The organism is Streptococcus cristatus (genome assembly GCF_019685515.1).
GTDB lineage: Bacteria > Bacillota > Bacilli > Lactobacillales > Streptococcaceae > Streptococcus.
Genome location: NZ_JABFFN010000001.1, coordinates 1,333,272 through 1,351,645, shown reverse-complemented (window position 1 = coordinate 1,351,645; position 18,374 = coordinate 1,333,272). Strand labels below are relative to the sequence as shown.

The 18,374-nt window shown below is 41.4% G+C and carries 19 protein-coding genes; 18 read left to right on the top strand and 1 reads right to left on the bottom strand.

Going from position 1 to position 18,374, the window contains the following annotated elements:
* The first annotated feature begins 12 nt into the window (after window positions 1–12).
* From FOA33_RS06480 to FOA33_RS06460, 5 genes are all read left to right on the top strand, one after another.
* Window positions 13–852: a carbohydrate ABC transporter permease gene (locus FOA33_RS06480; protein ID WP_001183243.1), complete on the top strand. Its 840-nt coding sequence runs from the start codon at window positions 13–15 to the stop codon at window positions 850–852.
* Between the two features lie 273 nt (window positions 853–1,125).
* Window positions 1,126–1,578, top strand: coding sequence for a NanQ anomerase/TabA/YiaL family protein (locus tag FOA33_RS06475; protein WP_221161042.1), 453 nt, complete (start codon window positions 1,126–1,128; stop codon window positions 1,576–1,578).
* A 20-nt stretch (window positions 1,579–1,598) separates the two neighbouring features.
* Entirely contained in the window at window positions 1,599–2,243 is a 645-nt protein-coding gene (locus FOA33_RS06470) for a YesL family protein (RefSeq protein ID WP_221161041.1), read from the top strand.
* A gap of 171 nt (window positions 2,244–2,414) precedes the next feature.
* Window positions 2,415–3,332 carry a dihydrodipicolinate synthase family protein gene (locus tag FOA33_RS06465; RefSeq protein WP_221161040.1) on the top strand — a complete coding sequence of 306 codons (918 nt, stop codon included), beginning with the start codon at window positions 2,415–2,417 and terminating at the stop codon, window positions 3,330–3,332.
* A gap of 17 nt (window positions 3,333–3,349) precedes the next feature.
* Complete coding sequence (locus FOA33_RS06460) at window positions 3,350–4,234, top strand: ROK family protein (protein ID WP_221161039.1); 885 nt, start codon at window positions 3,350–3,352, stop codon at window positions 4,232–4,234.
* Between the two features lie 15 nt (window positions 4,235–4,249).
* Here FOA33_RS06460 and FOA33_RS06455 read toward each other — a convergent pair whose 3' ends face one another.
* Window positions 4,250–5,101 carry a MurR/RpiR family transcriptional regulator gene (locus FOA33_RS06455; protein WP_221161038.1) on the bottom strand — a complete coding sequence of 284 codons (852 nt, stop codon included), beginning with the start codon at window positions 5,099–5,101 and terminating at the stop codon, window positions 4,250–4,252.
* 256 nt (window positions 5,102–5,357) lie between these two features.
* Between FOA33_RS06455 and pbp2b the strand changes: the two genes are divergently transcribed.
* From pbp2b to FOA33_RS06390, 13 genes are all read left to right on the top strand, one after another.
* On the top strand, window positions 5,358–7,400 hold the full coding sequence (pbp2b, locus tag FOA33_RS06450) for a penicillin-binding protein PBP2B (protein ID WP_221161037.1): 2,043 nt from the start codon (window positions 5,358–5,360) through the stop codon (window positions 7,398–7,400).
* Between the two features lie 10 nt (window positions 7,401–7,410).
* Window positions 7,411–8,007 carry a recombination mediator RecR gene (gene recR, locus FOA33_RS06445; protein WP_000966754.1) on the top strand — a complete coding sequence of 199 codons (597 nt, stop codon included), beginning with the start codon at window positions 7,411–7,413 and terminating at the stop codon, window positions 8,005–8,007.
* A gap of 173 nt (window positions 8,008–8,180) precedes the next feature.
* A complete protein-coding gene (locus tag FOA33_RS06440; protein WP_221161036.1) occupies window positions 8,181–9,224 on the top strand; it encodes a D-alanine--D-alanine ligase in 1,044 nt (347 codons plus the stop codon).
* 84 nt (window positions 9,225–9,308) lie between these two features.
* Window positions 9,309–10,682: a UDP-N-acetylmuramoyl-tripeptide--D-alanyl-D-alanine ligase gene (locus FOA33_RS06435; RefSeq protein WP_221161035.1), complete on the top strand. Its 1,374-nt coding sequence runs from the start codon at window positions 9,309–9,311 to the stop codon at window positions 10,680–10,682.
* Window positions 10,669–11,280, top strand: a complete 612-nt coding sequence (locus tag FOA33_RS06430) for an NUDIX hydrolase N-terminal domain-containing protein (RefSeq protein WP_221161034.1) — start codon at window positions 10,669–10,671, stop codon at window positions 11,278–11,280. The genes FOA33_RS06435 and FOA33_RS06430 overlap by 14 nt, the downstream gene beginning before the upstream one ends.
* Window positions 11,281–11,477: 197 nt before the next feature.
* Complete coding sequence (locus FOA33_RS06425; protein WP_221161033.1) at window positions 11,478–12,182, top strand: YwaF family protein; 705 nt, start codon at window positions 11,478–11,480, stop codon at window positions 12,180–12,182.
* A gap of 232 nt (window positions 12,183–12,414) precedes the next feature.
* Window positions 12,415–13,785 (top strand): cell division protein FtsA, encoded by a 1,371-nt coding sequence (ftsA, locus tag FOA33_RS06420; RefSeq protein ID WP_221161032.1) that lies wholly within the window; start codon window positions 12,415–12,417, stop codon window positions 13,783–13,785.
* Between the two features lie 16 nt (window positions 13,786–13,801).
* Window positions 13,802–15,058, top strand: a complete 1,257-nt coding sequence (gene ftsZ, locus FOA33_RS06415; protein WP_221161031.1) for a cell division protein FtsZ — start codon at window positions 13,802–13,804, stop codon at window positions 15,056–15,058.
* Between the two features lie 3 nt (window positions 15,059–15,061).
* Entirely contained in the window at window positions 15,062–15,733 is a 672-nt protein-coding gene (locus FOA33_RS06410) for a YggS family pyridoxal phosphate-dependent enzyme (protein ID WP_001049621.1), read from the top strand.
* 9 nt (window positions 15,734–15,742) lie between these two features.
* On the top strand, window positions 15,743–16,273 hold the full coding sequence (locus FOA33_RS06405; RefSeq protein WP_000053358.1) for a cell division protein SepF: 531 nt from the start codon (window positions 15,743–15,745) through the stop codon (window positions 16,271–16,273).
* Entirely contained in the window at window positions 16,273–16,533 is a 261-nt protein-coding gene (locus tag FOA33_RS06400; RefSeq protein ID WP_000576502.1) for a YggT family protein, read from the top strand. Before FOA33_RS06405 ends, FOA33_RS06400 begins: the two co-directional genes overlap by 1 nt.
* The gene (locus FOA33_RS06395) at window positions 16,530–17,321 is read left to right on the top strand and encodes a YlmH family RNA-binding protein (RefSeq protein WP_221161030.1); all 792 of its coding nucleotides are present in this window, start codon (window positions 16,530–16,532) and stop codon (window positions 17,319–17,321) included. Before FOA33_RS06400 ends, FOA33_RS06395 begins: the two co-directional genes overlap by 4 nt.
* Before the next feature lie 8 nt (window positions 17,322–17,329).
* A complete protein-coding gene (locus tag FOA33_RS06390) occupies window positions 17,330–18,124 on the top strand; it encodes a DivIVA domain-containing protein (RefSeq protein ID WP_221161029.1) in 795 nt (264 codons plus the stop codon).
* Window positions 18,125–18,374 lie beyond the last annotated feature (250 nt).

Genomic DNA, 18,374 nt, shown 5'->3' with positions numbered 1-18,374 from the left:
AAGGGGACAGTTATGCAACCTACTCAAAAGAAACCTTTAACAGCTTTCACTGTTATCTCAACGATTATCTTGCTCTTGTTGACCGTACTGTTCATCTTTCCATTCTACTGGATCTTGACAGGGGCCTTCAAATCACAGCCTGATACCATTATGATTCCGCCACAGTGGTTCCCTAAAATGCCAACCATGGAGAACTTCCAACAACTCATGGTGCAAAACCCTGCTATGCAGTGGATGTGGAACTCTGTATTTATCTCACTGGTAACCATGTTCTTAGTCTGTGCAACCTCTTCTCTAGCAGGTTATGTCTTGGCTAAAAAACGTTTCTATGGTCAGCGCATTCTCTTTGCAGTCTTTATCGCTGCCATGGCGCTTCCAAAACAAGTTGTCCTTGTACCATTGGTACGTATCGTTAACTTCATGGGAATTCACGATACTCTTTGGGCAGTGATCTTACCTTTGATTGGATGGCCATTTGGGGTCTTCCTTATGAAACAATTCAGTGAAAATATTCCAACAGAATTGCTTGAATCAGCTAAAATCGACGGTTGTGGTGAGATTCGTACCTTCTGGAGCGTAGCCTTCCCTATCGTGAAACCAGGATTTGCAGCTCTTGCGATCTTTACCTTCATCAATACTTGGAACGACTACTTTATGCAGTTGGTTATGTTGACTTCACGTCAAAACTTGACCATCTCACTCGGTGTTGCGACCATGCAGGCTGAAATGGCAACCAACTATGGTTTGATCATGGCAGGTGCAGCTCTTGCAGCCGTGCCAATCGTAACCGTCTTCCTTGTCTTCCAAAAATCCTTCACTCAGGGTATCACTATGGGAGCTGTTAAAGGATAATGCTCTGCGAAAATCGAATTCAAACTACGTCTGCGCTACCATGCCATATTTAAGTATTGCCTGAGGTTAGCTTCCTAGTTTGTTCTTCGATTTTCATTGAGTATAGGAAAAACTGTCTATCAAAATTCAGAAGAATAGGTTATAGATTAAGAGAAATATAGTTTCATAAGTGTCTACAAAATGGAGAGTATGCAGTTACTTTGTGAAGTTTTGTCAGACGCTTATAAACTTAATTTATGATTTTAGTTAACTATCAGAAACGAAGGAAACAGTATGATTTTTGACGATTTGAAAAACATCGCCTTTTACAAGGGAATCCATCCCAATCTAGACAAGGCTATCGACTATCTCTATCAGCACCGTAAGGATTCTTTCGAACTCGGTAAGTATGAAGTTGACGGGGACAAGGTCTTTCTAGTTGTTCAGGAAAATGTCCTCAATCAAGCTAAAAATGATCAATTTGAACACCATAAGAATTATGCAGACTTGCATTTGCTGGTAGAAGGACATGAATATTCGAGCTACGGTTCACGTATCAAAGACGAAGCGGTAGCATTCGACGAAGCGAGCGACATTGGCTTTGTCCATTGTCATGAAAAATACCCACTCTTGTTGGGCTATCACAATTTTGCGATTTTCTTCCCAGGAGAACCGCACCAGCCAAATGGCTATGCAGGTATGGAAGAGAAGGTTCGCAAATATCTCTTTAAAATTTTGATTGATTAAAAGAATCAGGAGGAGCAAACATGGCACAAAAAGGAGTAAGCCTTATCAAGGCAGCATTTGATACAGATAATTTTCTCATGCGTTTCAGTGAAAAGGTCTTGGATATCGTGACAGCCAATCTTCTTTTTGTCGTCTCTTGTTTGCCCATCGTGACGATTGGAGTAGCCAAAATCAGCCTTTACCAAACCATTTTTGAGATTAAGAGAAGCAGACGAGTACCTGTTTTCAGAACCTACCTGAGAGCTTTCAAGCAAAATCTAAAACTGGGTTTCCAGTTGGGTTTGCTGGAGTTGGGCATTGTTTTGCTGAGTCTTTTAGATCTCTATCTTTTCTGGGGCCAGACAGCTTTACCTTTTCAAATTGTAAAAGCCATTTGTTTGGGGATTCTCATCTTCCTCACTCTGGTGATGCTGGCTAGTTATCCCATTGCTGCGCGCTATGATTTGTCTTGGAAAGAAGTGCTACAAAAAGGGCTTATCTTGGCAAGTTTTAACTTTCCATGGTTCTTCCTCATATTAGCCATTCTCTTTCTCATAGTGATGGTTCTTTATCTATCCGCCTTCACTCTCCTTTTGGGTGGGTCAGCTTTTATCCTCTTTGGTTTTGGTTTGCTAGTCTTTCTCCAAGCAGGATTGATGGAGAAAATCTTCGCCAAATACCAGTAGGATGAGGTGTTTCTGAAACTACTTTCAATCGTTACAGTTTCTAAAATACAAGTAGAAACTAAAATCTAAGTGTATACAAGATATTGAAAGCGATTTTCACAAGGTGTATACTAAACTTGTAAAAAATAGAACTGCTCTCAGCAGAAAAAAAGAAATCTTAGGAGAAAATCTATGTCAGATTTGAAAAAATACGAAGGTGTCATTCCAGCCTTCTACGCATGTTATGATGATCAAGGAGAAGTCAGTCCAGAGCGTACGCGTGCCTTGGTTCAATACTTCATTGATAAGGGAGTTCAAGGTCTCTATGTTAATGGTTCTTCTGGTGAATGTATCTACCAAAGTGTAGAGGACCGCAAGTTGATTTTGGAAGAAGTCATGGCAGTTGCTAAGGGCAAATTGACCATCATCGCTCACGTAGCTTGCAACAATACAAAGGATAGTATGGAACTTGCTCGCCACGCAGAAAGTTTGGGTGTAGATGCCATTGCAACGATTCCACCAATTTACTTCCGCTTGCCAGAATACTCAGTTGCTAAATACTGGAATGACATTAGTGCCGCAGCGCCAAACACAGACTATGTGATCTACAACATTCCTCAATTAGCAGGTGTTGCTTTGACTCCAAGTCTCTACACTGAAATGTTGAAGAATCCACGTGTTATCGGTGTTAAGAACTCTTCTATGCCAGTTCAAGATATCCAAACCTTTGTTAGCCTTGGGGGAGAAGACCACATCGTATTCAATGGTCCAGATGAACAGTTCCTAGGTGGACGACTCATGGGTGCCAAAGCTGGTATTGGTGGTACTTACGGTGCGATGCCAGAACTCTTCTTGAAACTCAATGAGTTGATTGCTGAGAAAGACTTGGAAACAGCGCGTGAATTGCAATACGCTATCAATGCAATCATTGGTAAATTGACTGCTGCACATGGAAATATGTACTGTGTCATCAAAGAAGTTTTGAAGATCAATGAAGGTTTGAACATTGGTTCAGTTCGTTCACCATTGACACCAGTAACCGAAGAAGATCGCCCAGTTGTAGAAGCAGCTGCTCAATTGATTCGTGAAACCAAGGAGCGCTTCCTCTAATCCATAAGGAGGTATTTATGACACACTACGTTGCAATTGATATCGGTGGAACCAACATCAAATATGGTTTGATTGACCAAGAAGGCCAACTTGTTGAATCGCATGAAATGCCAACTGAGGCGCAAAAGGGTGGACCCCATATCTTACAAAAGACAAAAGATATCGTAGCCAGCTATTTAGAAAAAGGCCCAGTAGCAGGTGTTGCTATTTCTTCAGCGGGAATGGTCGATCCAGACAAAGGTGAGATTTTCTATGCTGGTCCCCAAATTCCTAACTACGCAGGAACCCAGTTCAAGAAGGAAATCGAGACGAGCTTTTCGATTCCTTGTGAGATTGAAAATGATGTCAACTGTGCAGGTCTTGCTGAGGCAGTATCTGGTTCAGGCAAGGGAGCGAGTGTGACACTCTGCTTGACCATTGGAACAGGTATCGGTGGTTGCTTGATTATGGATGGGAAAGTCTTCCATGGATTTAGCAACTCAGCCTGCGAAGTCGGTTACATGCATATGCAGGATGGAGCTTTTCAGGATCTTGCTTCTACTACAGCCTTGGTGGAGTATGTGGCAGCAGCTCATGGTGATCCAGTTGATCAGTGGAATGGGCGACGCATCTTTAAGGAAGCTACCGAAGGAAACAAAATCTGTATGGCTGGTATTGACCGTATGGTAGACTATCTAGGAAAAGGTCTGGCAAATATTTGCTATGTTGCCAATCCAGAAGTAGTCATTCTCGGTGGCGGTATTATGGGGCAAGAGGCTATCCTCAAACCGAAGATCCGCACAGCCTTAAAAGATGCCTTGGTACCAAGTCTAGCCGAAAAAACACGATTAGAATTTGCCCATCACCAAAACACAGCAGGGATGTTGGGAGCCTATTATCATTTCAAGACAAAACAATCCTAGTTTGGTTCAACCAAACTAGGATTTTCTAACGCGTTTTTGTCTACGATAGCCATTGAGTTTTTTATTTTCCCAATAGCTATTAAAGATTTTCTCCTTGCTTTCACGATTGATTTCCAAAAAGTAGGCATAAACCAAATCTATAAGGAAGAGCATAGGGAGTTGAGCGGATATCCGTTGAATGTAGGAAGGCTGGCTGTGGCTGGCAACAAGAACTGTCTCTGTATAGGCCTGACTATTTTTGTTTGGAGCGCTGGTAAAGAGGATGGTCTTGGCCCCCATCTCTTTTGCGTCTAATAGACTATCTAAAATAGAAGGAGTTGTACCAGAAAGTGAGAAACCGAGTACGAGACAATTTTCATCCATGATGCTGGTCGTCCATGCAAAACCGTCCTGATCGGTTAAGGCTTCACAGACCACACCCAGACGCATGAAACGCAATTTCATTTCACGAGCGACAAGACCGGAACTGCCTGTTCCAAAGAAGTAGACACGCTCAGCATCTTCGATTAACTGGGCGACTCGTTCCAGTTGTTCTTCGTCGATCAAATCCTGCGTTTGTTCTCGCATGATACTGTAGCTTCGCAAAACACGTTTGGTCAAAGGACTATGTTTGTGCGAATGAGTGTCCTGTTTACTAGCCTGGTGCTGGTATTGAAAGATGAATTCTCGGTAACCTGTAAAACCACACTTTTTAGCAAAGCGGGTCAGCGCTGCTTGGGAGATATGTAATTTCTGGGTAACTTGCTGAGAAGAAAGATCATCTTGGATCGTTTCAGGTTGTAAAAAATAGCGAGCGATTTCTTGCTCAAGCTCGGTTAATTCTTCAAAATGGAGGTCGATTATGGTTGCGATGTCTGGCTTGTTCATGAGGCTCCTTTTTATGAGTCAAAGTCTTAAAGGTTAACGCTTTCCTAACTATTACTATCATTATATCATAGAAGTTAGGATAACCAAATAAAAAGGCATTTTCAGTTGAAAGTCAAAAAATGCTTCGACTTTTCCAAGAGTTTCTCCGTAAAATATGGTACAATGAAAAGTACTGAGCTTCACCTGTTTGCTCTATTATTTTAGGGGTAAATGAAGGTGAAAATCGAAAATTTTTCTAGAAAAGAGTCTTAGTTGTATGAGAAAATTCAATAGCCATTCGATTCCTATTCGGCTTAATTTACTGTTTGCCATTGTTATCCTGTTGTTTATGGCCATTATTGGTCGATTGTTATATATGCAGGTGCTCAATAAAGATTTCTATGAAACAAAATTGGCTTCAGCCAGTCAGACAAGGGTAACAACCAGTTCAGCTCGTGGGCAAATCTATGATGCAGCAGGGAAACCCTTGGTAGAAAACACTGTCAAGCAAGTTGTGTCTTTCACACGAAACAATAAAATGACAGCAGCAGAATTGAAGGAGACAGCCAAGAAACTTCTCACATATGTGAATGTAATCTCCCCTAATTTGACAGACCGTCAGATTGCAGACTACTACTTGGCGGACCAGGATGTTTACAAAAAAACAGTCGAATCCTTGCCAAGTGATAAACGCCTGGATTCAGATGGGAACCGCTTATCTGAAGCGACTCTCTACAATAATGCAGTTGAAAGTATTGACGTGAGTCAACTCAATTATACAGATGACCAGAAAAAGGAAATCTATCTCTTTAGTCAGCTCAATGCCGTTGAAAATTTTGCGACGGGCACCATTTCTACGGATGCCTTGAATGATACCCAAGTTGCTCTCGTTGCATCAGCATCCAAGGAATTACCAGGTATCAGTATTTCAACCTCATGGGATAGAAAAGTCCTAGATACTTCTTTGTCTTCAATTGTAGGTAGTGTATCAAGTGAAAAATCCGGTCTTCCAGCGGAGGAAGTGGATGCCTATCTTAAAAAAGGGTATTCTCTCAATGACCGAGTGGGAACTTCCTATCTTGAAAAGCAATATGAAGATGTTCTCCAAGGCAAACGCTCCGTCAAAGAAATCCACCTCGACAAACACGGAAATATGGAAAGTGTAGAAAATGTCGAAGAAGGAAGCAAAGGAAACAATATCAAGTTAACGGTTGACCTAGCTTTCCAGAATGGTGTGGATGATCTACTCAAGAGCTACTTCAACTCGGAGTTGGGTAACGGTGGAGCCAAATACTCTGAAGGAGTCTACGCTGTAGCCCTCAATCCTAAAACCGGTGCAGTTCTAGCTATGTCAGGTGTCAAGCATGATGTCGAATCCGGTGAATTAAGTTCAGATTCGCTTGGAACGATAACCAATGTCTTTGTACCAGGGTCTGTCGTTAAGGCGGCAACCCTTAGCTCTGGTTGGGAAAATGGGGTCTTGTCAGGAAATCAAACCTTGACAGACCAGCCGATTGTTTTCCAAGGTTCGGCTCCTATCAATTCATGGTATACCTTATCCTATGGCTCCTTCCCTATCACAGCAGTTGAGGCTTTGGAGTACTCTTCTAATACCTACATGGTTCAGACTGCGCTAGGGATCATGGGGCAGTCCTACCAGCCAAATATGATAGTCGCAACTGATCAGTTAGAAACTGCAATGGGCAAGTTGCGATCAACCTTTGGGGAATATGGACTTGGAGCTTCAACAGAGATTGACCTCCCAGATGAATCTACAGGATTTACACCAAAAGAATTTGATTTGGCCAACTATATTAATAACGCCTTTGGCCAGTTTGATAACTACACACCTATGCAGTTAGCCCAGTATGTCGCAACCATTGCAAACAATGGCGTACGATTGGCTCCTCACATCGTTGAGGGAGTTTATGGAAACAATGAACAAGGTGGCTTGGGCAATCTAGTTCAAGAAACAGCCACCAAGGAACTGAACAAGATCAATATCTCAGAAGCGGATATGGCTCTCTTGCACCAAGGTTTCTATCAAGTTTCGCATGGAACGAGCGCTCTAACAACTGGTCGTGCCTTTTCAAATGGCTCATCCGTTTCCATCAGTGGGAAGACAGGTACTGCCGAAAGTTATGTCAATGGTGGTCAAAAAGCCAATAATACCAACGCAGTTGCTTATGCTCCGTCTGATAATCCTCAAATCGCGGTCGCAGTCGTCTTTCCTCATAACACCAACCTAACAAATGGTGTCGGACCTTCAATTGCGCGTGATATTATCAATCTTTATAATCAACAACATCCAATGAATTAGAAAGGAACTTATGCTGTATCCAACACCTATTGCCAAGTTAATTGATAGCTATTCGAAGCTTCCAGGTATCGGGATCAAAACGGCTACCCGTCTCGCCTTCTATACCATTGGAATGTCTGATGACGATGTCAATGAATTTGCCAAAAACCTTCTATCTGCCAAGCGGGAATTGACCTATTGTTCCATCTGTGGCCGTTTGACGGATGATGATCCTTGCTCTATCTGTACGGATCCGACTCGAGACCAGACAACGATCTTGGTGCTAGAGGATAGTCGCGATGTGGCTGCTATGGAAAACATCCAAGAATACCACGGACTCTATCATGTCTTGCACGGTCTCATTTCTCCTATGAATGGTATCAGTCCAGACGATATCAATCTCAAGAGCCTCATGACCCGTCTCATGGATAGTGAGGTTTCAGAGGTAATCGTGGCAACCAATGCGACAGCAGATGGGGAAGCGACGTCTATGTACCTCTCTCGTTTGCTCAAACCAGCTGGTATCAAGGTCACTCGCCTAGCACGAGGCCTAGCCGTGGGAGCAGATATCGAGTATGCGGATGAGGTCACACTCTTACGAGCTATTGAAAATCGGACAGAGTTGTAGGTGAAGACCAGTTTACAAACTCAATTCATTATACAAAAATCGAGGAGACCGACTTTGTTTTTATCGGTCTCTTTTTATGTTTTTTGAAGATCAGTATTAGCTTCAAGTTTTAAAAAAGAAGCAAATATGATATACTAAAGAACGAATATTCTATTAGAATTAGGACAAGCAATATGAAACAAACAATTATTCTTTTATATGGTGGGCGTAGTGCAGAGCGTGAGGTGTCTGTATTGTCAGCTGAAAGTGTCATGCGTGCGGTCAACTACGACCGTTTCACAGTCAAGACTTTCTTTATCAGCCAGTCAGGTGACTTTATCAAGACTCAGGAATTTAGCCAGACTCCAGGTCAAGAGGATCGTCTCATGACCAATGAAACGATTGATTGGAATAAGAAAGTTGCACCAAGTGCCATCTACGAAGAAGGTGCAGTGGTCTTTCCAGTTCTTCATGGTCCTATGGGAGAAGATGGCTCTGTTCAAGGATTCTTGGAAGTTTTGAAAATGCCCTATGTCGGTTGCAATATCTTGTCATCAAGCCTTGCCATGGATAAAATCACGACCAAGCGAGTTTTAGAATCTGTAGGGATTGCCCAAGTTCCTTATGTGGCTATCGTCGAAGGGGATGATGTGACTTCTAAAATCGCTGAAGTTGAAGAAAAATTGACTTATCCAGTCTTCACGAAACCATCAAACATGGGTTCAAGTGTCGGTATTTCTAAGTCTGAAAACCAAGAAGAACTCCGTCAAGCTTTGGAACTTGCCTTCCAATATGACAGCCGTGTCTTGGTTGAGCAAGGAGTGAATGCTCGTGAAATTGAGGTTGGTCTCTTGGGAAACTACGATGTCAAGAGTACACTTCCTGGTGAAGTGGTCAAGGATGTTGCCTTTTATGACTATGATGCCAAGTATATTGACAACAAGATTACAATGGACATCCCAGCCAAGATTAGTGATGATGTAGTAGCTGTCATGCGTCAAAATGCAGAAACTGCCTTCCGTGCGATCGGTGGCCTTGGTCTATCTCGTTGTGATTTCTTCTATACAGATAAGGGCGAGGTTTTCCTAAACGAGCTCAATACCATGCCAGGTTTTACCCAGTGGTCTATGTACCCACTACTTTGGGACAATATGGGAATCAGTTACCCAGACCTAATCGAGCATTTGGTTGACCTTGCCAAGGAAAGTTTTAATAAGCACGAAGCGCATTTGCTATAAAAATGAAAGAGGGGTAGAAGCCAGGAACATCGCCTGCAAGGTGATTAGAGTTCGTGGACTTCAACCCTTTTTAAAGGAGTAGAAATGAAATTAACAATCCATGAAGTTGCCCAAGCTGTTGGAGCTAAAAATGATGTCAGTATCTTTGAGGATGCCCAGTTAGAAAAGGCTGAGTTTGACAGTCGTTTGATTGGGACGGGAGATTTGTTTGTGCCACTCAAAGGTGCGCGTGATGGTCATGACTTTATCAAAACAGCTTTTGAAAATGGTGCAGCAGTAACCTTGTCTGAGAAAGAGGTTGCAAATCATCCCTACATCCTAGTAGACGACGTGTTGTCTGCCTTTCAAACTCTCGCAGCCTACTATCTTGAAAAAACAGCGGTTGATGTCTTTGCGGTCACGGGTTCAAATGGTAAAACAACGACCAAGGATATGTTGGCGCACTTGCTATCAACAACCTACAAGACCTACAAAACTCAGGGCAATTACAATAACGAAATTGGTCTTCCTTACACAGTTCTTCATATGCCAGATGATACTGAAAAGTTGGTCTTGGAAATGGGACAGGATCACCTAGGAGATATCCATCTCTTGTCTGAATTGGCTCATCCTAAGACAGCCATTGTGACCTTGGTTGGAGAGGCTCATTTGGCCTTTTTCAAAGACCGTTCGGAGATTGCTAAAGGAAAAATGCAAATTGCTGATGGTATGGCACCAGGTTCTTTGCTTTTGGCACCAGCTGACCCGATTGTAGAGGACTACTTGCCTACAGATAAAAAAGTGATCCGTTTTGGGCAAGGGGCAGAATTGGAAGTCACAGACTTGATTGAGCGCAAGGATAGTCTGACCTTTAAGGCTAATTTTTTGGAACAAGCCCTCGATTTGCCAGTGACAGGTAAGTACAATGCCACCAATGCTATGATTGCATCCTATGTTGCCCTACAAGAAGGAGTTTCAGAGGAGCAAATTCGTCAGGCCTTTCAGAACCTAGAATTGACCCGTAATCGTACTGAGTGGAAGAAAGCAGCCAATGGAGCAGATATTCTGTCTGACGTATACAATGCCAATCCAACTGCTATGAAGTTGATTTTGGAAACATTTTCTGCCATTCCAGCTAATGAAGGGGGCAAGAAAATCGCTGTCTTAGCAGACATGAAGGAATTAGGTAGCCAGTCTGTTCAACTCCATAACCAGATGATTTTGAGCCTCTCGCCAGATGTGCTGGATACCGTTATTTTCTATGGAGAAGACATTGCCGAATTGGCACAACTGGCTAGTCAAATGTTCCCAATCGGTCATGTATTCTACTTTAAGAAAACTGCGAGCGAAGATCAATTTGAAGACCTAGTCAAGCAGGTCAAGAAAATCCTTGGAGCTAATGATCAAATCCTGCTCAAAGGCTCAAACTCTATGAATCTAGCCAAGTTGGTAGAAAGTTTAGAAAATGAATGCAAGTGATTTTACCAAGTATCTGCAAAGAATGCTAGCCATTACGGATACTGGATTAACCTTTACAAAAGATCCTTTCGACCGTGAGCGCTACGAGGACTTGCGAAGTCTGTTATCTGAAATGTTGAATCAGGTATCAGACCTCGATGCAGAAGAAGTTGCAGAAGTCTTGAAACCAACTTCCGCTTATGCAACTCCTCTGATGGACGTCCGTGCTTGGATTGTTGAGGATGAAAAAGTCTGTTTAGTTAGAGGAAAAGGAGAGGATAGTTGGGCTTTGCCAGGTGGCTTTGGTGAAGTTGGTTATTCTCCAACCGAAAATATTCTTAAGGAAATTGAAGAAGAAACTGGTTTTACAGCAAAAGCTGAAAGGTTACTTGCAGTTTTTGACACTAATCGTTTCCAACTACAGAGCAAACAATATGCAAAGTTTGTCTTTGAATGTAAGCTTTTTGATGGACAATTTCAAGAAAATCAAGAGATTGCTGAGCTTCAATTTTTTGCTATTGACCAACTGCCGGCCTTATCTGAAAAACGCATCACCAAGGAGCAAATGGAGATTCTTTGGCAAGTTTATAGAGGACAAAGAGACCAATATGTCGATTAGTTTGTGCTAGAGAAGTCGACAAATCAAAAAAGGGTGTCTGTAAAGTGCATTTCTGCAATACAAATGATATAATAGGTTGCGAATTTAAGACGTAAGTGTTCTATGAATAGCATAGAATCAAGTTTTTTCAAAAAATTTAAAAGCTGGAGAAAGTGAATTTTTTTACCGCCTCTAGCTAGATGAACGAGGAATAGAATATGAATTTGTGGGATAAATTATTTACCACGCAGACATCAGAACCGCCCCAGTTTGAACTCCACTGGTATATTGGTTTGTTATGTTTACTGGCCTTTACTTTCTACGCTTCTTATCGTTTTCGCGACAAAGTGGCTTACCAACGATTTATTCAGATTCTTCAATCTGTTCAACTGATTGTTCTGTATGGCTGGTATTGGGGAAACCATCTGCCCCTGTCAGAAAGTTTACCTTTCTATCATTGCCGTGTAGCCATGTTTGTCTTGCTCCTGATCCCGGGAACCTCTAAGTACAAGCAATACTTTGCCCTTCTAGGAACTTTTGGAGCAACAGCAGCTTTGACTTATCCACTATTTGATCCTTATCCGTTTCCACACGTGACCATTCTGTCCTTCGTTATCGGACATGTGGCACTTTTGGGAAATGCCCTCTTATACTTGTTTAAAAACTATGAAGCTTCCCTGCTCAATTTCAAAAATGTGGCGGTGATTACCTTCACCTTGAACGCTTTGATATGGGTTGTTAATTTAGTTGTCAGTGGGGATTATGGTTTCTTAACGAGACCGCCACTTGTTGGAAATCACGGACAACTTTTGAATTACCTTATTGTTTCGAGCGTTATCGTGATAGCAATTTGCGTAACAGCAAAATTGCTAGAGATTTTTTTACAGCAAAAATCGGAAGAATTTATTCAAGAGAAGGTCTAAAAAGACCTTCTTTTTTGATGGGTTATAAATATTATCGAATTGTTGACAAGAACATCAAAAACTTTTTCCAGAAGAAAAAGTTTCTAATATTTTCTCAAAAAACATGCAGGAAATTTACGAAAAACTAAGCATGATTAGTTTTTTTGTGTTATAATATTCTTTGAATAGCTATGCCCAAACATAGTTATTAAATAGAAGTGAGAAACTTGGAAGATAGAGAGGATGCGATGTAATGACTAGAGATGGTTTTTTTACAGGCTTGGATATCGGAACTAGCTCCATTAAGGTGTTAGTTGCTGAGCATAGAGATGGCGAAGTAAATGTAATTGGTGTTAGTAATGCCAAAAGTAAAGGTGTAAAAGACGGAATTATTGTTGATATTGAAGCAGCTGCTTCAGCAATCAAATCCGCAATCACACAGGCAGAAGAGAAAGCAGGCATTTCTATCAAGTCTGTTAACGTTGGTCTTCCAGCAAATCTTCTGCAGGTCGAACCAACACAAGGAATGATTCCTGTTACGTCGGATACAAAAGAAATCACAGATCAGGATGTTGAAGATGTTGTTAAGTCAGCTTTGACAAAGAGCATGACTCCTGATCGTGAAGTGATTACCTTTATTCCAGAAGAATTCATCGTGGATGGTTTCCAAGGGATTCGTGACCCTCGTGGTATGATGGGTGTTCGATTGGAAATGCGTGGCCTGCTTTACACAGGTCCTCGTACGATTCTACACAATCTTCGCAAGACAGTCGAACGTGTAGGTATCCAGGTTGATAATGTGATTATTTCACCTTTGGCGATTGTAAACTCAGTTCTCAATGAAGGCGAACGTGAATTTGGTGCAACTGTCATTGACATGGGTGGAGGTCAGACTACTGTAGCGACTATCCGCAACCAAGAATTGCAATTCACCAACATCTACCAAGAAGGTGGAGATTACGTTACAAAAGACATTTCTAAAGTCTTGAAAACATCTCAAAGGATTGCAGAAAGTTTGAAACTGAACTATGGTGAAGCTTACGTTCCACTTGCAAGTAATGAAACTTTCCAAGTTGAAGTAATTGGCGAAGTAGAACCTGTTGAAGTGACAGAAAGCTACTTGGCAGAAATTATTTCAGCACGTATCAAACATATCTTTGACCAAATCAAACAAGAGTTGGAAAGAAGACACTTGTTGGATTTGCCAGGAGGTATCGTCCTTATCGGTGGAAATGCAATTTTGCCGGGCGTTGTTGAATTAGCCCAAGAAGTATTTGGTGTTCGAGTAAAACTCTATGTTCCAAATCAGGTTGGAATTCGCAACCCTGCATTTGCTCACGTGATTAGTTTATCTGAGTTTGCTGGTAAATTGACTGAAGTCAATCTTCTTGCTCAAAAAGCAGTTAAGGGAGATGAATTCCTTCGTCAAAAACCAATCAACTTTGGCATTCCAAATCAACGTTTGAATCCTGTGGCGCAACCGAGCCCAACACAGACAACTCCAGTTGAAACTGTACAGGAAACTCCAGCTGCTCCCAAGGAAGAATTCCAAGCAAGTTCTCAAAGTAAACCGAAGCTAACAGAACGTTTCCGTGGTTTAATCGGAAGCATGTTTGATGAATAAAAGAGGATAAGAAATTATGACATTTTCATTTGATACAGCAGCAGCTCAAGGCGCAGTTATTAAGGTAATTGGTGTCGGTGGTGGTGGTGGTAACGCCATCAACCGTATGGTTGACGAAGGTGTTGCTGGTGTAGAATTTATCGCAGCCAACACTGATGTACAAGCCCTTAGCAGTACGAAAGCAGAAACCGTTATCCAACTTGGTCCAAAATTGACTCGTGGTTTGGGTGCTGGAGGACGTCCAGAAGTTGGACGCAAAGCTGCAGAAGAAAGCGAAGAAGCTTTGACGGAAGCAATCAGCGGTGCAGACATGGTCTTCATCACTGCTGGTATGGGTGGTGGATCTGGTACAGGTGCTGCCCCTGTTATTGCACGTATCGCTAAAGATCTTGGTGCTCTTACAGTTGGTGTCGTGACACGTCCTTTCGGATTTGAAGGAAGCAAACGTGGTCAGTACGCTGTAGAAGGAATCAATGAACTTCGCGAGCATGTTGATACTTTGTTGATTATCTCTAACAACAACTTGCTTGAAATTGTTGACAAGAAAACACCGCTTCTTGAAGCTCTTAGTGAAGCAGATAACGTTCTTCGCCAAGGTGTTCAAGGGATTACTGACTTGATCACGAACCCAGGATTGATTAACCTTGACTTTGCTGACGTGAAAACTGTAATGGCAAATAAAGGGAATGCCCTTATGGGTATCGGTATTGGTAGTGGTGAAGAGCGCGTTGTTGAAGCAGCTCGTAAAGCAATTTACTCTCCACTTCTTGAAACAACTATCGATGGTGCCGAGGATGTGATTGTCAACGTTACTGGTGGTCTTGATTTAACTTTGATTGAAGCAGAAGAAGCTTCAGAAATCGTTAACCAAGCAGCTGGTAAAGGTGTAAACATCTGGCTTGGAACATCTATCGACGAAAGCATGAAGGATGAAATCCGTGTGACTGTTGTAGCGACAGGTGTTCGTCAAGAACGACTAGAAAAAGTAGTCGGGTCTGCTACCAACCAACCAGTTGGTCGACTATCAACTAAAACTCCACAAGCACACACATTTGACCGTCAATTCGACTTGAAAGAGACAGCAGAACTGCCTAAATCAAGTCCACGTCGCTTTGAAACCAACCAAGCATCTGCTTTTGGAGATTGGGACTTGCGCCGTGAGTCAATTGTTCGCCAAACAGATCCCGTTGTTTCACCAGTTGAACGCTTTGAAACACCAGTTTCACAAGATGAGGATGAATTGGATACACCTCCATTCTTCAAAAATCGTTAATCAATGAATTTGAAAAAAAATACTGAATTAGTTTTTCAGCAAATTGCTGATGCTAGTCAAAAAGCCAACCGTAATCTAGATGCTGTTTCAGTAATCGCAGTGACAAAATATGTAGATGTACAAACAGCGGAAGCTTTGCTTCCGCTTGGCATCCATCATATCGGTGAAAATCGGGTTGATAAATTTTTAGAAAAATATCAAGCCTTGAAAGATTACCCAGTCACTTGGCATTTAATAGGAACACTACAGAGACGGAAAGTAAAAGAAGTAATCCCATATGTGGATTACTTTCATGCTTTAGACTCTCTAAAATTAGCCCAGGAAATTCAAAAGAGAACAGATCATGTTATCAAGTGTTTCTTGCAGGTTAATATTTCTGGGGAAGAAAGCAAGCATGGGTTTTCAAAAGAAGAATTGCTAGAACTTTTGCCAGAATTGGCTAAGTTAGATCAGATTGAGTATGTTGGTTTAATGACCATGGCTCCTTTTGAGGCAGACAGTGATGAATTGAAAGAAATTTTCAAGGATACGCAGGCTCTGCAAGCAGAAATTAGAGAAAAACAAATCCCTAATATGCCGATGACAGAGCTAAGCATGGGAATGAGTCGTGACTTTAAAGAAGCGATTCAGTTCGGCTCAACCTTTGTTCGAATCGGTACAGCATTTTTTAAATAGGAGAGAGCTATGTCTTTAAAAGATAGATTCGATAAATTTATAGATTATTTTACAGAAGATGGAGAAGACGTGACTAACTACCAGACTCAACAAGAGGAAACAGTTAGCCCAGCCATCTCATCTTCTAAAGAATTACCAGCATCTGCTCAGCCGGGATCAGTAAAAGATGCGAATATTACTCGCCTCCATGCTCGTCAACAAGAGTTGGCAAAGCAAAACCATCACTCAGATGAGAAAGTGACGATTGATGTTCGTTATCCAAGAAAGTATGAGGATGCAACTGAGATTGTTGATTTGTTAACTGGAAATGAAAGTATCTTGATTGATTTCCAATACATGACAGAAGTACAAGCGCGTCGCTGCCTTGATTACTTGGATGGAGCTCGTCACGTCTTGGCTGGAAATATGAAAAAAGTTGCGAGTACGATGTATCTATTGACGCCTGTCAACGTTATCGTGAATATTGAAGATATCAAACTTCCAGATGAATCACAAGGTGCCGAGTTCGGCTTTGATATTAAACGAAATAGAGCAAGATAATGATTTTCTTAATCCGTTTAATTCAAAATGCAGTTAGCATTTACTCCATCATTCTCGTTGCATTTGCTCTTCTTTCATGGTTTCCAAATGCCTATGAAAGTCAACTAGGTCGCTTAGTCATCAGACTTGCTCGTCCAGTTATTGAGCCACTTCGTAAGCTCAATTTACAATTTGCTGGTCTTGATTTCACGGTTTGGGTCGCGCTGATTCTAATCCAGTTTCTTGGAAATATCTTAACACGACTAGTACTATTACTATGACAGTAAATCGATCCATTTATCAGCATTTTTCCCAAGATGATATTCCCTTTATTGATAAGGGATTAGAGTGGATAAGGCGGGTAGAAGATACATATGTACCGGTGCTTACTCCTTTTATCAATCCCCATCAAGAACAGATTTTAAGGGTGCTTGCTGGGACATATGGACTGGGTTGCCAAAGTAGTGGTGATTTTCTTCCGACAGAGTCGGTTCGTGTTCTTCTCTATCCAGATTACTTTGAACCGGAAATATCAGATTTTGAAATGGCCTTGTTGGAAATTCGCTATCCGAGTAAGTTTGAACAGCTGAGCCATGGAAAAATATTGGGAACAATCATCAACCAGCTAGGAATTGACCGTAAATTATTTGGTGATATCTTGGTAGATGAAAAGAGAGCACAGATTTTTGTCAATCGTGATTTTATTCCTCTTTTTCAGGATGGGATAAGAAGGATTGGCAGACTTCCTGTATCGCTGGAGGAACTTCCTTTTACCGATAGGATTATATCTAAAATTGACTTTAGAGAACGAGAAATTTTAGTTTCGAGTTTTCGATTGGATGCCCTCTTATCAAGTGCCTTGAAATTATCTAGAAATCAAACTAGTCAACTGATTGAGAAAAAATCTGTCCAGGTGAACTATCATCTGGTTGAAAAAAGTGATTACCAGGTTGCCGTTGGAGATTTGATCAGTGTGAGAAAGTTTGGTCGTCTAAAAGTTGTCAAAGACAATGGACAGACAAAAAAAGACAAGATAAAATTAAGCATTCAATTATTATTAAGTAAGTGAGGAAAAGTATGCCAATTACATCGTTAGAAATTAAAGATAAAACCTTTGGTACAAGATTTAGAGGTTTTGACCCAGAAGAAGTAGATGAATTTCTTGATATCGTTGTTCGTGACTATGAAGATTTGGTTCGTAGTAATCACGACAAAGAGACACACATCAAGAGTTTGGAAGAACGTTTGTCTTACTTTGATGAGATGAAAGATTCCTTGAGTCAGTCAGTTTTGATTGCTCAAGATACAGCGGAGCGTGTCAAACAGGCTGCTCAAGAACGTTCAAACAATATTATTCAACAAGCTGAACAAGACGCTCAGCGTTTGCTTGAAGAAGCAAAATACAAGGCAAATGAAATTCTCCGTCAGGCAACAGATAACGCTAAGAAAGTGGCTGTTGAGACAGAAGAGTTGAAGAACAAGAGTCGTGTATTCCATCAACGCCTCAAGTCTACGATTGAAAGTCAATTGGCTATTGTTGAGTCATCAGATTGGGAGGACATTCTTCGCCCAACAGCAACGTATCTTCAAACAAGCGATGAAGCCTTTAAAGAAGTGGTGGGGGAAGTTCTTGGTGAAACTATTCCTTCACAACCTGAGGAAGAGCCTATTGATATGACTCGTCAATTCACACCAGAAGAGGTTGCTGAGTTGCAAGCTCGTATCGAGGCTGGAAATAAAGAATTAGCTGAGTTTGAAGCTCAACAAAATCAACAGACAGATGAAAGTGAACAACATGAAGAGCCAGTTGAGGTAGAGGCTACTGCAGCAACTGAGGAAGATGCAAACAAAGAATCTGTTCTTATCCTATAAAAGTAAATGTGAGAACAAAGTCTAACCAACTATATTTTCAGCGAGCGGGAGATGGTGTGAGCCCTGCAATCCCTAGTCGTTAGATTATCCTCTCAACGAATCCAGTCTGAAAACAGTAAGACTGGACGTTCCCCACGTTACGGGAAAAGAGGAAAAGAGACACTGTCTTTTTTCGAACAAAGGTGGTACCACGATTTTCGTCCTTTTTGGAAGTCGTGGTTTTTAATTTGTTAATATTTATAAAGGAGAT